Origin of the sequence: Maribacter sp. PR66 (assembly GCF_028464205.1) — a bacterium.
Classification (GTDB): Bacteria; Bacteroidota; Bacteroidia; order Flavobacteriales; family Flavobacteriaceae; genus Maribacter; species Maribacter flavus.
Genome location: NZ_JAQPCH010000003.1, coordinates 57,541 through 73,104, shown reverse-complemented (window position 1 = coordinate 73,104; position 15,564 = coordinate 57,541). Strand labels below are relative to the sequence as shown.

The window sequence follows — 15,564 nt, the reverse complement described above, 5'->3', positions numbered from 1 at the left end:
ACGATGTGTTTTTCAACGGAAGAGTTTGGCGATGTAAAATTGGTAGAGACCTATTACCGTTTGGATCACAACTATGTGTATGCCGAACCTGAAAATGAATACAAACGTTATTTTAACAATGGATTCGCGCACAATCGGTCCTGGATCATTACGGAGGAAAACCCGAACATTTTAACCAATGCCCTATGGGGAATCATACCCCATTACAAGTTCCATGTAGAACCGCAAGAATATTATAAGGATACGATAAAATATGGGTCCGGGCTGAACGCGAAATCAGAAAAACTTTTCAACTCCGCCAATTACAAAGGCTTCAAGAAATGTATTGTACCGCTAAAGGGATTTTTTGAACCCCACACCGCAAGAAATAATTTTAAGATCCCTTTTTATTTTAAGCGAAAAGACGATAGCCCGCTCAGTCTGGCGGGGATTTACACTACCATCTCCGACGGCACAGTTACATTCTCCATACTTACAAAAAGCGCGACCCCATTGTTCCAAAAAATCCACAATAAAAAAAACAGGCGACCGGTAATTTTACAGGAAATGGATATTGAGGTTTGGCTGGACCCCAACTTGAAAGAGGCAGAAATTATAAACGTGATCGAGGATGATCTACCCGATGAGGAATTGGAGACTTGGCCGATCAGCAAGGACATCTATAGGGGCAATTTGGGACAAAGACCGGATATTACTTCGCCAGTTTCCTATGCGGAATTGGAGATAGTATATTAATAAACACTTTGACAGCATTCAGGATAAAGCTCTCGTCCAGTTTTGGACTTGGATAAAGATTATATAAAAAAAGGGTCCTCAATCTCTTGAAAGCCCTTTGTTTGCTAGTAGCGGGAACTGGACTCGAACCAGTGACCTTCGGGTTATGAGCCAAAGAAGAACTGGTTTTATATGATTTCATATGTATTCATATGTCTAATAATCAATTACTTAACTTTTTTAAAGAATCAGTAAAAATCATAAATAACCTCAAAATGTTTTAGGTAAAATTTTTACATTGTAGTTTCTTAAGCAATATTTCCACCTAAAATGGCTTCAATAAAGATAGTTCTTTGGAAACATGATCAAAAAAGAACGGTACTTATCCATTAGCCATTCGAATTACCCAGAATAGAAAAACGAGATACATTTTTACTGGAAAATATATTTTGGAAAAGGATTGGGATAATGTTTTGGGCAGGGTCAAAAAGTCCCATATAAATTCGGCAAGACTGAACAATTATTTACTAAAAAAATTGACAGAGGTAGATAGTATTGCTTTGGAAGCCGATGCTTCCAAAGAATATATTTCTAGTAAACAAATAAAGCAAAACATAAAGGTCGTACTGTCTCTTTTTTCCAATTTGGAGCAGAAAGGGTTACCAATAGATATCAGGCAGGGAAATTTTCTACATGTAAAGGGGAACTTTCTATGTTAATCAATGTACGTGAGTTTTTAAAGTGGAATCGTTTTGAAGAAAGAGAATTGGTAATTAATGGTATTAAGGAAAGGCGACGAAATAGAGTTGGAAGCTCTCGTAAATTTGGCTATAATTTCCTTGAGCATGTTAAGGAGGAGTTTAGTAGAGATAATTCTTTATATTTTGAAGACATAACAGAAGCCTTTTTAAGTAATTTCAAGGTATTCTGTATTTCTTATTTGGAACATAAGACCCGGACTGTTACAAACCACCTTATTTATATACGTACACTTTTTAATGCTGCAATTAAGGAGGGAATTGTAGAAGCTAAGCACTATCCATTTGCTGGAGAGAAGGAACGAATACGAATCAAACCTACCCAGAAAATTGGTTTGACCAGGGAGGAAATTGAACGAATTGAAAAGGTATCATTGAAGAAAGATAGTTCCATTTGGCACACTCGTAATGTTTGGTTATTCTCGTTCTATTTTGCCGGGATCCGTATATCTGATGTACTTCAAATGAAATGGTCGGATTTAATGGATGGCCGACTCTATTATACGATGAACAAGAATGAAAAGCCCTTAAGTCTAAAAATACCCGAACAGGCCGAAGGAATATTGAATTTTTATAGACCATCTCAACGCTCTCAGGATGATTACATTTTTCCTTATTTAAAGCATGCGGACCAAAAAAGCAAAAGGGACATATTTGTAAAGACACGTAATGGAATCGCTGTTCTTAATAAATATCTTAAACAACTTGCTAAAAAATGTAATATAACCAAGAACCTTTCTAATCATATTGCTCGCCATTCTTTTGGAAACATTGCTGGCGATACCATTTCTCCTCTAATGTTGCAAAAATTATATCGTCATAGCGATTTAAAAACAACCATAATGTATCAAGCTAATTTTATTCACAAAGATGCAGATGATGCGTTGGATGCCGTTCTGAACTCATAATGAAATGAATTTTTTTTGAATGTAGGATATATTGAAATGACTCAATTTTCCATTTATTTTGTAATGTTTAGTTCATTCAATTTTGAGAATCTAACATATCTCTAGTAACAACCGTTCTGAACCCTAAGTGTTCCATGGAAGAATCGATACTTGTAGCCATTCTAGCAGAAATACGGTAGCTTGCACAATATGATTCACTGCATAAAAAAGAACCTCCTTTAATCACTTTTTCTTGAGCTATGGGATTATTTTTATTATAGGGGCTTTCAGCGCCTTTAGGATTAAGAGTTATTTGATTGGTTGACTTTAAGTTTTCATAATAATTAGAATTGTACCAATCGCTCGTCCATTCCCAGACATTTCCGGCCATATCAAATAGCCCAAAATCATTTTTTGGATATTGTTGAATAGGGGCCAGACTTTCAAAACCATCCAATTTGGAGTTGGATACAGGAAATTCGCCCTCCCAAGTATTTGCATATTCGTTAAGCTTTTTAAGTTCATTGCCCCAATAAAATAAAGCTTCGTTTTGACCGCCCCTTGCTGCATATTCCCATTCAGCTTCTGTTGGTAGTCTTCTGCCGGCCCAATTACAATATGCCATAGCATCTTCATATGAGATTTGAACTACTGGATAATTTTCTTTTCCATCTATACTGGAATCTGGTCCATTTGGATGTTTCCAATTAGTTCCTATTTTCCACTCCCACCATTGTGAGTAATCGAACAAATTTGGAACACTAGTTTTAGTTTTCTTGAACACCAAAGATCCAGGTTGTAAAATTGAATCATGTGGTTTCACTGCTCCAGGAGGGAGTTGTTTTTTAATTTCCTCCCAATCGATTTCTCTTTCTGCTATGGTTATATAACCAGTTTCCTCAACAAATTGAGAAAATTGTTCATTAGTCACCTCGTTTTGATCAATAAAAAACCCATCAATTTTAACTGTGTGACTAGGTCTTTCATGTTGCATTGCCATTTTATCTCCAGATAAAGCTCCTTGTTCAAAAATCCCATCAGGTATCCAGACCATTCCTTCTGGTGCTTCCGAATTTTCTTGGTTATTTAATTCAATGTTATGGGTAAAATTTTCAGATTTTTCAGATTTTTTATTAGAACAGGAAAAGAATATAAGACCAAATGTTGAGATAATTAAAACATATTGAGTTACACATTTGCGTTTATACCTTAAGTAATGCATGAGTTAAGCTTTAAATAATTTATTCAGATAGGTTAAATTGTCTTATCGTTTTATTTCTGACTTTTTTGATAATCCTCGTATAGCTTCCTCATCTCTTCAGGAGATAACTTCCAATATTCAATAATCGGATTTTCCTTGACACGTTCATCATAGTCCTCAATGAACTGCTGGTTCAATGAATCATTATCCCCATATTTAACCCGAAGCTCCTCAAGCTCCTTATGCAATCCCTCCTGTATTTGGGCATACTCCGGATTTCCATAGATATTGTTCATTTCACTAGGATCTTTCTCCAAATCATATAGTTCCCATTTATCCAGGTCATAATAAAAGTGGATAAGTTTATATTTATCCGTAGTTATCCCATAGTGTCTTCTTACATCGTGTTCTGAGGGATGTTCATAATAATGATAATAGTGTGCCTTTCTCCAATCCTTTGGCGTATTTCCTTTTAATATAGGTGCCAAACTTTTACCCTGCATATCATCTGGAATATCGGTTTGGGCGATATCCAAAAAGGTTTCGGCAAAATCTAGGTTAGAAACCAAATCGTTATTGACCGTACCCGGTTTTACTTCTCCTTGCCATTTAACTATTAAAGGCGTCCGTAAGGACTCCTTATACATCCATCTTTTATCAAACCAACCGTGCTCTCCCAAGTAAAATCCTTGATCCGAAGTATAAATGACAATGGTATTCTTATCAAGTCCTGCTTCTTTTAAATAATCTAGCACATTACCTACCCCTTTGTCCACACCTGCAACACATGCAAGATAATCTCGCATATAACGCTGGTATTTAAATCTGGTAAGGTCATCCCCTTTTAGGTTGGCTTTTTTGAATTCCTCGTTGATGGGCTTGTAGATGGAATCCCATTTTCTTTGTTGTTCCTCGGTAAAACCCGCTTGGGGACCATCAGTAATCTTTAAATCCTGCGCCATTTTCATGGCATCGGAAATGGACATATAGTTCATCCCTGCTATTTCCCTGTTCCCGGAGTAATCATCGAATAGCGTTTTAGGTTCTGGAATTTCAACCCCTTCATACATACCAAGTTCTTCAGGTCCTGGTTGCCATTGCCTATGAGGGGATTTATGGCCTAAAAATAACATGAAAGGCTGTTCTTGTGTCTTTACCGAATCTATCCAATCTATAGCTTTTTTGGTAATGATATCCGTCGTATAACCTTCCAATTGGTATTGCCCTTCCTCATTAACGAATGTGGGGTTGTAATAGGAACCCTGACCCGGAAGAATGTCTATATAGTCAAAACCTTTAGTAGGCGTTTGACCTAAATGCAATTTCCCCAATACACCTGTCTTATATCCAGCCTGCTGCAAAAGTTCCCCGAAGGTCTGTTGGTCAAAATCAAATTTGGAACCTATGGTGTTGTCTATAAATCCATTCTGGTGGCTATATTTTCCGGTCAGTATCGCCGCTCTGGATGGTCCGCAGATCGAGTTCGTTACCAAGCACCTATTGAACAGCATCCCTTCATCCGCAATACGGTCTATATTAGGTGTTGGCGCTATCTGCTCCAACCTGCCTCCATAGGCGCTGATGGCCTGATAGGCATGATCATCACTGATGATGAAAACTATGTTAGGTCTTTTTTTAGGTTCTAAACTTTCCTCAGCTACATCCTTTTTTTCTCCGCAGGAGGCAAAAAGGAATAACACTAAAACTAATTTTACAATTTTCATTCTCTGTTCCTGGTTTTATACCTAACGTAATTAAAGCAAGGTGTTTGATTAGAATTTAATTAAATCTTCAGAAGGGTTGTATCCTATTCTTTGTGTATTTATTTGAAGAATTTGGCCTTTTTTTAAAGGTATTGTACCTCCCAAGTAAACTTTCCAAGGTTTTGAAACTTTAACTTCTGTATTATTGCCATTCCCCATTACGTAGGCGAAATCCCAACTTTTCATTTTTTTGGTTATTACCGTATCCTTTACCTGGCCATCAAATATGCGATATCCAATTGATGCCCCAGGTTCTTGGTTTGTAATTTGAATACCTTCTTTTAGTTTCTTCAGTTTGGGACTTTTTGTTGTAGGTGGTTTATTTTTGCCCTTCCACCAGTCGTTCATAACCATATCAGATTCACAAACTTGAGCTTTATCATCCATACGGCTCAACCAATCAAATAAAGCCTTTTTCAATTCATCCTTCTTGCTTTGATAATATTTATTTTTGGCTAGATTGTTTATCTCGTCAGGGTCTTTGGTTGTATAATACAGTTCTTCAACTTCTTTTGGTGTATTGAACCAATCTTCTAAATAAGGATTATTTATTTTTCCAGAATCCCTAAGGTCTAAGATTTCTTGCATGCTTCCCATTTGTTTTCGGTAAGCGAGATCTTGATATTTTGAGACTTCGGGATGAAAATTATATACATATCTAAAGGTTCCATCGGAAACTGAACGAACCCGATCATATTTATTAGCCATTCTGTCCCTTGCTGCAAATACATATTTATTTTTTTCGGGAGTACTATACTCCCCAAGAAAAGCTTTACCTTCTAAGTATTCTGGAGGTTTGATACCTGCTATGGACAATACGGTTGGGGCAAAATCAATTGAGCTTATCAAATCATTGTTCGTTGTTCCTGCACTTTTTCCATTTGGTAATTTAACAATGAAAGGGATACGGATACCTCTCTCTAAAATTTCCCTTTTCATCCAAGGTAAATTACCCCCATGGTCACTAAAAAAAAATACATAGCTATTTTCGTATACTCCGTCTGCTTTTAATTTCGCAATGACCTCACCTACATCATCATCCATTTGTTCAATTCGGGTATACATTGCTGCCATATCATGCCGCATCATCTTGGTATTTTCATAATACAGTGGCAGGTTCATTTTTTCGACATCGTAGTATAATGAATCGGGCGGCGAAATGATTTGTGACTCGTGTGAAATTGCCAAGTTGAATACACTGAAAAATGGTTGGTTTCCTTCTCTGTTTGTGTAAGATGCAGCAACACTACTTTCATCCCAAACTGTTACAGGTTCTTCAAATTGATAATCCTCTTTTGCGTTGTTTGTGGTGTAATACCCCACTTTTCTCAAAAACTCTGGAAATGCTTTAACTCCTACAGGTAATACCGCGGAATGGCTTGGTACACCCTCGGGCATTAAATCGGGTCTATTGTGCGTTCTCATGTGCATAGTACCGATATTGATTTGATTCATGCCCGTTATTATAGATGATCTACTAGGTGCACATACTCCAGCTGTAGTGTAGACATGTGTAAATCGAATACCTTCAGAAGCAAGCTTGTCAATGTTTGGTGTCCTAACTATGGGGTCACCATATGCGCCTATAAAGGGTGAAATATCCTCGCAGACAATCCAAACAATGTTTGTTTTGGTTTGTGCTAATATCATTTCAGCAAATCCAAGGCAAAAAAGTATAGTAATACTTTTCAAAAGAAAAAGAAGAAACCTCATTCTAACCATTTATTGGTCTATAATGGAATGAGAAGAAAATGAACAATGCATAGACATCTAAATCAAAAAAGATTCAGAATTTATTTAAAATATTTTGGAGAATTAAGAATAAAGAAATTCTCTTAGACTCAGATTTATTGGATTTTTTTTAAAAAATCTAACATGTAAAAATTAACAAAAACACTTGTTGATTATTATATACTCAATAAAATAGTATATTTGATAACTATGTGATAAAAAATAAAGCATCAAAATACCTATTTAATAATTATATCAATACGCATTAAATTATATAGCCAAAAGACTGAACTATTTTTAAATGGAAAAGGCTGAAAAGATAGAAAATATTGAAAATTTAGCCGAGAAAGAAGCTTGGAGAGACTTACGTAAGGGAGATATCAATGCTCTCGGCGAGCTTTATGATTTATTTGTGGACAAGCTTTTTTACATAGGTATGAACATTATTAGAGATCGTGAAATTGTTAAGGATCAAATTCATGATTTGTTTTTGGATTTTTATAAAACTCATAAGAATCTTTCAGATGTAAACAATATTCAGGGATATATAATTACTTGTTATAAGAGAAGGCTTTATAAAGAAAATACCCTAAAAGTCAAACATGTCAATATTAATTGGGAGAGTAAATCGAATGTATTCCCCAACGATTTAAAATTGGTATCCTCTCATGAAGACGAAATTATATCCTCAGAAATAGTAAATGAGCGCAATAATAAGTTAGCGAAAAAACTTTCCAATTTAACTGAACATCAAAAAAATATTTTGGAAATGCGTTTCACTCAGAATTTATCTTATGAAGAAATAGCCACATGTTTCAACCTCTCAGTTTCTTCAGCCCGGACCTTATTGTATAGGACAATAAAAACACTACGTAATTCGGCATTTACAATACTTTTTTAATTTTTTTCTAATTGTATGTCTATATAATAGAGTTTAGAGACTCTTATTAATATAAGACAATAAATTATTCATTACTATCTGGTTTTATAAATCAGACTATACTATATGAAATCAAATAAAAGTAAAATATTAACCAATGAGGAACGAAGGGCCTTGCGAAGACAAATAATGAACTCGGCAACGGCTTTTGAAAAGGAAAATAGGCGTAAAAAGTATTATGTCGTTTTTGCCGCTGCAGCTAGTCTTGCTCTTTTAATGGGATTATTTTTTTACAGTTATGATGACCAGAAACAAGGTTTACAAGAATTTGTGAATAAAACCCCAAGGGTAGATCCTAAAACACAAAGTGAAGTAACGGTAGTTCTAGGGGATGGTGAGAATATTCCTATTGATAGTAACAATACGGTTCAATATTCTCCCAATGGAGCCAATGTTATTTTAGGCAAAGGGAAAACATTTAACCAAGAAACTTTAATTGATAAAAAACCTATTTATAACACTATAATAGTCCCCTATGGAAAAAAGTCTGATGTTCTCTTGTCCGATGGAACACGAGTATGGATTAATTCAGGTTCAAAATTGATATATCCTGCGGTATTTAATGGGGAAAATAGAGAAGTTTATTTGGAAGGCGAGGCGATTTTTGACGTTGCGCATAATGCTGAAAAACCCTTTAAGGTACTCTCCAAAAATCAAGAAATTGAGGTACTAGGAACTATTTTTAATGTTTCTGCTTATTTGGAAGACGAACAATTAAATACCGTGCTAAAAAGCGGAAGTGTTAAAATTACTTATCTGGAAGATGAATCCAAATCATTCAAAATAACACCTGGAACCCTTGCAAGCTTGAACGTAAAAAGCCTAATAGTTGAAAGACGCAAAGTAGATGTGGATGACTATTTTGGATGGAGGGATGGTTACTTAAGCCTTAAACGACAACCATTGGATTATATCGTCGCAAAATTATCACGATACTATAATATTGAAATACTGATTTTTGATGAAGAATTATCCAAAGAAACCTTCTCCGGTAAGTTGGACTTAAAAGATGATATAAACAAAGTCATCAATATTCTCAATGAGGCAACTAAAATGAGGGTAATTAAAGATAATGGTAAAATAATTTTAACCAACTAACAATAATAAAACATATGCCAATGAAATAAAAACAAATAAAAAACCAGTAAGCGCGCCAACACTTACTGGCTAAACATTAGAATTATCGACTAACAATAATTAACTAATTGAATAACAAAATTATGAATAAATACTTAAGATGTGTTCCGTATTCGGGTAATATTACCAAAAAGCACATCATCAAAACAGTTATGAGAACCATCGTATTACTTTTAACGTTAGGGTTGACTACGGTGATGGCAAATGATTCTTATTCCCAAACTCGAATGGACATTAAAGTGGATGAAGTTCCATTAGAATATTTACTTAATGAAATTCAGAGAAATAGTGAATATATCTTCTTTTATAAAGATGACGTATTGCCCAAGGGAGAAAAAGTATCGGTAGCTAAAAAGGATGCTACCTTGCAAACTATTCTGCAGCCGGTTTTTAAAAAATTTAACCTTGGATTTAATGTCAATGACAGACAGGTTACAATCTATAAATTGGCAAATATTCACATGGAACCATTAAAAACTGATATTAAGGACCAAAGTTTTACTGTTTCTGGTACAATATTGGATAATTTAGGGACTCCTTTGCCAGGAGCAAATATTGTGGAAAAAGGTACCACTAATGGAACCCAGACCGATTTTGATGGTAATTATAGTATAAATGTTAATAATGAAAATGCCTCCTTAATTTTCTCCTATATTGGTTTTTCGACTAAAGAGATTGCAATATCAGGGCAATCAATAATAAATGTAACCCTTGAGGAGAGTGCTGCTGCTTTAGATGAAATTGTGGTAGTAGGTTATGGAACTCAAAAGAAAAGCGATTTAACAGGGGCTGTGGCCTCTCTTAGTCCTGATGATTTAAATCCTGGAGCGAATGCTTCCGTTGACCAACTAATGTTAGGAAGGGCTGCCGGGGTACAAATTAATCAAGCGAGCTCAGAACCCGGTGGAGGACTAGCAATACGCATCAGGGGTTCAAATTCATTGAATGCAAGTAATGAACCACTATATGTAATTGATGGCTTTCCTATTGACAATAGCCCTAATTTGGGTTCTGGAGGCGTGGCCCAAGTAAGTGACAATCAAAGTCCTAGAAACCCTCTAAATGCTCTTAATCCTGCAGATATACAATCTATCGAGATTTTAAAGGATGCATCTGCTACCGCTATATATGGATCTCGGGGTGCAAATGGGGTTATTTTAATTACTACTAAGAAAGGAAAGCAAGGAAGGATTAACGTTACATATGATGTTTATGGTGGTGTTCAGGGTGTAGTAAAAAAATTGGACGTATTGTCTACTGCTGAATACATTAGTGCAATAAATGATTTATCAATAGCGCAAGGAAATAATACGGTTTTTTCAAGTGAAGATATAGAAAGCATAGGTGTTGGGGTTGATTGGCAAGATGAGGTTTTTCGTTCTGCTCCTATTTCCAATCATACACTTTCCGTTAGCGGAGCCAACGAGAAAACTTCGTACTATGCCTCAATGAATTATTTTGACCAAGAAGGTGTCGTAGAAAATTCAGGTCTTAAGCGGTATACTGGAAGAATAAATTTAGACACTAAAATTGGAGAACGAGCACAAATAGGGATAAACTTTAATACAAGTTTAATCAAGGATAACAACAGTATAGATGGTTTAAACACAAATGAAAATGCTGGTCCAATTTACGCTTCTTTGTTGTATGACCCTACCGAGCCAATTTTTAATCCAGATGGTTCTTTTTCCCAATCTTCGAATTTGACTGTAAATAACCCGGTAACTCTAATAAGAGGTATAACCAGTTTAAACGAGACAAACCGTACGTTTGGCAGTGCATTTATAAATTATAACTTTTCAGATGCACTGTCCGGTAAATTTAATTTTGGAACTGATAGGCAAAATTCGCGTAGGGATATATATAACAATAAAAATACTCTACGAGGAGGTGCGGCAGGTGGTATTGCTGCTATCAATACTTTGGAAAGATCAAATTATTTGTTCGAGTACACAATGACTTATAATAAGGAGTTTAATAAAAATCATGCACTTACTATTCTTGGAGGGGCAACTTACCAAAAATTTGCAACCAGATTTTTTGCAGGTGATATTAGTGGTTTTCCAACTGATAATTTGACTACAAACAACCTTGCACTGGGTAATACTAATACCGACAATCTTAATAGTGGCAAGGAAGAAAACACGCTTCTCTCCTATTTGGGGCGTGTTAATTATAATTTGTTCAATAAAATTCTTTTGACAGGCTCCGTTCGTGCTGATGGTTCATCTAGGTTTGGAGCTAATAACAAATGGGGATATTTTCCATCTGTTGCAGTAGGTTATAAATTGGAAGAAGAAGACTTCATTCCCGATAATATCAGTCAATTAAAATTAAGGGCTAGCTGGGGTCAGACTGGTAATCAGGAAATTGGAAATTATGCTTCACAGCTAACATTTGGTACAGGACCGGAGGTCATATTTGATGGTACCGCACAAGTAGGAATTATACCAAGCCGTATCGCCAACCCTGATTTAAAGTGGGAGACTACAGAACAGTTTAATGTAGGTTTGGATGTAGGAATTTTAGGAGGACGTTACAGCGCAACCATTGATTATTTTACCAAAAGCTCTAAGGATTTGTTGTTCAACCTTCCATTGCCGAGCGCTTCTGGTTATTCCTCTGTCCTAAGTAATGTAGGAGAGGTTAAAAATAATGGATTTGAATTTCTTTTAAATTCTACGAACATCATAAATGATAATTTCAAATGGAGTACATCCTTGAATTTTGCCGCTATTAGAAATGAGGTTGTAGATTTAGGAAGAATTGAAAGTATTGTAACCGGTAATATTCAAGCCGTGGGAAATACGGCAATTATTCAAAGAGGATCTCCACTTTCATCTTACTATGGATATGTAGTTACAGGGATTTTTCAAGAAGGTGATGATATTGCCAATTCTGCTCAACCAACTGCTGAACCAGGCTTTCCGATATTTGAAGATCGTAATGGCGATGGAGTGATAAATCCGGATGACCAAACGATCATCGGGAATCCTTATCCGGACTTTACTTATGGAATTCAAAATTCTTTTTCATATAAGAATTTACAACTGGATTTTTTTATCCAAGGTCAATCTGGAGTTGATTTGATAAACATCAATTTAATTGAATCTATTTATCCTGCAAACTTTAGAAGAAACCGCTTATCGGAACCAATCTTAAATCGTTGGACGCCTCAAAATACCGATACAAAATGGCCATCAGCAACTAACCCGAATGCCTATGGCCCAAGCAAAGTAAATACTCTTACTATTCAAGATGCTTCTTACATAAGACTCAAAAACGTTCAGCTTAGCTATAATGTACCAACAGAATCTATAGATTTCCTAAGCTCCTTGCGAGTTTATTTAACAGGTCAAAATCTTTTTACTATCACTGATTACATAGGTTTTGATCCAGAGGCAAATTCATTTGGACGTAGTAATGTAAGGGTGGATTACAGTAGTTATCCATTAGCCAGAACTTATCTCATGGGTTTGTCTGCTAGCTTTTAAGGTCTAATAAAAAAATATAAAAATGAAATCATATAAAAATAAAATCATAGCCGTTCTTTTTTGCATAGGTACGTTAAGTTGTTCAGAACGCCTGGATGAAGAAGTTTTTTCGGAGTTATCACCAACTACCCTATTTACCACAGAACAAGGAATTTCTTCATTAATGAATTCTGCATATACCTATGCGCATCGTTCAGGTGCAGTTGCAGCTTGGGCGCCATACCATATGGGCACCATGACTACTGGTGAAGCTTGGGGAGCTGGTGGATCCATAGAAGAATTGTGGGTACAATACATCAACTATACATGGACAAGTAATCATGATCATTTTCTGACCATGTGGAATACGTATTATAATTCAATTCGAGATGCTAATTTAGTTTTGGCCAATCTGGAAAATGAGGCATTTTCCAATGCCTTTATTCAAACAACGGAAGCGGAGGTCCATTTTTTACGAGGTTGGTGTTATTCTGAATTATACAAACTATTCGGTAGGGTGCCATTGTACAAAACTCCTACGGATGACCCTTTACAGCCAAGGGCTAGTGAAGAAGATGTTAGAAATTTTATTGAACAAGAACTAATCGCTGCCATAGAAACATTGCCATTGGAACCGGAAGCCTTTGGTAAAGCATCTAAAGGAATTGCACTAGCTGTACTTTCGAAATATTATCTGAACACAAAGCAATGGCAAAAAGCCGCGGATACTGCTGAGCAGGTAATAGATTTGGGTCAATACGCTCTTTTACCAAATTACAGTGATGTCTTTGCCATAGAAAATGAGGGTAATGCAGAACTAATTTGGACACTCCCTAAATTGGCTACATCAGGTACTGCAAGTAATTTACTCAATGCCTTGATTTTTCCACCAGCTTTCCCCAGACCATTTTCTAATAATGCCGTTTTTGCCGCAAGAACGTATCTTTTTGACGATTTTGTAAATTCATTTGAGGCGTCCGACACTAGGGTATCTCAAATGATCAGGGAATACACCTTAGCAGACGGTACGGTCGTTCAAGGTCTTGGAAATGACCAAACACATCCATTTAAACTGCCTTGGGATCCAAATGCAGTAGGTGCGAACGCAGGTAATGACATACCGGTAATTCGTTACTCGGATATCCTATTGACAAGAGCGGAAGCCCTTAATGAAATTTCAGGACCTTCCCAAGAGGTTATTGATTTGATAAATGAAGTGCGTGATCGTGCCGAGGCATCTCTCTTGACATTATCAGGTTTCACAAAAGATTCCTTACGTGATGCCATTTTGAATGAGCGGGAATGGGAGTTTTATTTTGAAGGAAATTCTAGAGAGGATCAGATTCGCCATGGCGTTATGATTTCAAGGGCTCAGGCAAGAGGCAAGAACGCGCAAGACTTTCATATACTGTTCCCTATTCCACAAACGAATTTGGATGCAAATCCTGTACTAGAACAAAATCCAGGTTATTAATAAATTTTTAATTTGAATATTATGAATAGTTTAAAACTAGGTGGGCTGTTAAATTTAGTTCTTGCATCCTCTGGAAGGTATTATCTTGTTTTGGGAATCATATTGATTTTCAATACTATCGCTATAGCCCAGGGCAATAACTCCAAGAAGGAAAAACCCAATGTAATCATCATTTTTGCAGATGATTTGGGTTATGGGGATTTGAGTTCCTATGGACACCCCACCATTCGAACAACCAATCTTGACCAAATGGCATATGAAGGTCAAAAATGGACCAATTTTTATGTGGGTGCTAGTGTATGTACTCCCAGTAGGGCTGCATTGTTAACTGGAAGGCTTCCGGTTAGAAGCGGAATGGCAAGTTCCGTAAATCGTGTACTTTTTCCTGATTCCCATAATGGACTGCCTCAGTCTGAAGTAACTCTGGCAGCACAGATGAAAAAAGGCGGTTATGCTACGGCAGCTATAGGAAAATGGCATTTGGGACACAAGGAAGAATATTTGCCCACAAACCACGGTTTCGATTCCTATTACGGAATACCCTATAGCAATGATATGGACAATATAGTGCCGTTCAGGTCAGCTGGAGGTTACTTTGAATTTTGGAAATCCGAGAAAAGAAAGGACATCAATACATTCAATGTTCCTTTGATGAGGGATACGGAAATTATCGAGCGTCCAGCAGATCAACATACCATCACAAAGCGATACACCGAGGAGGCCATAAAGTTCATAAATGATAAAAAGGATGAACCCTTCTTCTTATATCTGGCCCATAACCTTCCTCATGTCCCTTTGTTCGCTTCTAAGGATTTTCAAGGAACAAGTCCAAGGGGAATTTATGGAGATGTGGTAGAGGAAATTGACCATAGTGTTGGCCAAATCCTGGATGAATTAAAAAAGACAGGACTAGATAAAAACACGATTGTAGTTTTCACGTCAGATAATGGTCCTTGGCTGATAATGAACGAAGAAGGTGGTAGCGCCGGATTATTACGAAATGGAAAGGGTTCTACCTGGGAAGGTGGAATGCGAGAGCCTTGTATTTTTTGGGCTCCCGGTAGAATAGCTCCTGGTATTGTTACCGATTTGGGCAGTACCATGGATTTGTTTACTACGTTTAGCAAAATAGCGGGCGTTGATATACCACGGGACAGGATTGTTGATGGTGTGGACCTTGCCCCCGTGCTTTTTAATAAGGAGAGTAGCGCGAGAAAGGATATGTTCTATTATAGAGGCGATAAATTATATGCCGTACGTGTTGGTGATTTTAAAGCTCATTTCATAACTCAAGATGCTTATGGTACTGAAATAACAGAACATGATCCTCCATTATTGTACAATTTAAGTATTGATCCTTCGGAAAAGTATGATATTTCAAAGGAAAATCCGGATGTAATTGCCAATATTAATCGAGTAGTAAAAGACCATAATGACAAAATGGTAAAAGGGAAGGATCAACTTGCAGAAAGAGGTGATTAATTTA

General features: G+C 36.4%; 11 protein-coding genes. 8 read left to right on the top strand and 3 right to left on the bottom strand.

Going from position 1 to position 15,564, the window contains the following annotated elements:
- Positions 1-3: 3 nt before the first annotated feature.
- The 3 genes from PP181_RS07815 to PP181_RS07805 all read left to right on the top strand — a co-directional run bounded on the left by PP181_RS07815 (position 4) and on the right by PP181_RS07805 (position 2,380).
- Positions 4-735 carry an SOS response-associated peptidase gene (locus tag PP181_RS07815; RefSeq protein WP_154918380.1) on the top strand — a complete coding sequence of 244 codons (732 nt, stop codon included), beginning with the start codon at positions 4-6 and terminating at the stop codon, positions 733-735.
- A 374-nt stretch (positions 736-1,109) separates the two neighbouring features.
- Positions 1,110-1,433, top strand: coding sequence for an Arm DNA-binding domain-containing protein (locus tag PP181_RS07810; RefSeq protein ID WP_336297573.1), 324 nt, complete (start codon positions 1,110-1,112; stop codon positions 1,431-1,433).
- Entirely contained in the window at positions 1,427-2,380 is a 954-nt protein-coding gene (locus tag PP181_RS07805; protein WP_272636661.1) for a tyrosine-type recombinase/integrase, read from the top strand. The genes PP181_RS07810 and PP181_RS07805 overlap by 7 nt, the downstream gene beginning before the upstream one ends.
- A 76-nt stretch (positions 2,381-2,456) precedes the next feature.
- On the opposite strand, the gene PP181_RS07800 is transcribed toward PP181_RS07805, so the two are convergent.
- The 3 genes from PP181_RS07800 to PP181_RS07790 all read right to left on the bottom strand — a co-directional run bounded on the left by PP181_RS07800 (position 2,457) and on the right by PP181_RS07790 (position 7,036).
- A complete protein-coding gene (locus PP181_RS07800; RefSeq protein ID WP_272636660.1) occupies positions 2,457-3,581 on the bottom strand; it encodes a formylglycine-generating enzyme family protein in 1,125 nt (374 codons plus the stop codon).
- Between the two features lie 50 nt (positions 3,582-3,631).
- Positions 3,632-5,260, bottom strand: a complete 1,629-nt coding sequence (locus PP181_RS07795; RefSeq protein WP_272636659.1) for a sulfatase family protein — start codon at positions 5,258-5,260, stop codon at positions 3,632-3,634.
- Between the two features lie 72 nt (positions 5,261-5,332).
- Positions 5,333-7,036, bottom strand: coding sequence for a sulfatase family protein (locus PP181_RS07790; protein ID WP_272636658.1), 1,704 nt, complete (start codon positions 7,034-7,036; stop codon positions 5,333-5,335).
- A gap of 319 nt (positions 7,037-7,355) precedes the next feature.
- On the opposite strand from PP181_RS07790, the gene PP181_RS07785 reads away from it, so the two are divergent.
- From PP181_RS07785 to PP181_RS07765, 5 genes are all read left to right on the top strand, one after another.
- Positions 7,356-7,955, top strand: a complete 600-nt coding sequence (locus PP181_RS07785) for an RNA polymerase sigma factor (RefSeq protein ID WP_154918388.1) — start codon at positions 7,356-7,358, stop codon at positions 7,953-7,955.
- Between the two features lie 105 nt (positions 7,956-8,060).
- Entirely contained in the window at positions 8,061-9,092 is a 1,032-nt protein-coding gene (locus PP181_RS07780) for a FecR family protein (RefSeq protein ID WP_272636657.1), read from the top strand.
- A 122-nt stretch (positions 9,093-9,214) separates the two neighbouring features.
- Entirely contained in the window at positions 9,215-12,625 is a 3,411-nt protein-coding gene (locus tag PP181_RS07775) for a SusC/RagA family TonB-linked outer membrane protein (protein WP_272636656.1), read from the top strand.
- Between the two features lie 22 nt (positions 12,626-12,647).
- Positions 12,648-14,078, top strand: coding sequence for a RagB/SusD family nutrient uptake outer membrane protein (locus tag PP181_RS07770; protein WP_154918394.1), 1,431 nt, complete (start codon positions 12,648-12,650; stop codon positions 14,076-14,078).
- Positions 14,079-14,099: 21 nt separating this feature from the next.
- Positions 14,100-15,560 carry a sulfatase family protein gene (locus PP181_RS07765; RefSeq protein WP_272636655.1) on the top strand — a complete coding sequence of 487 codons (1,461 nt, stop codon included), beginning with the start codon at positions 14,100-14,102 and terminating at the stop codon, positions 15,558-15,560.
- Positions 15,561-15,564: the final 4 nt, after the last annotated feature.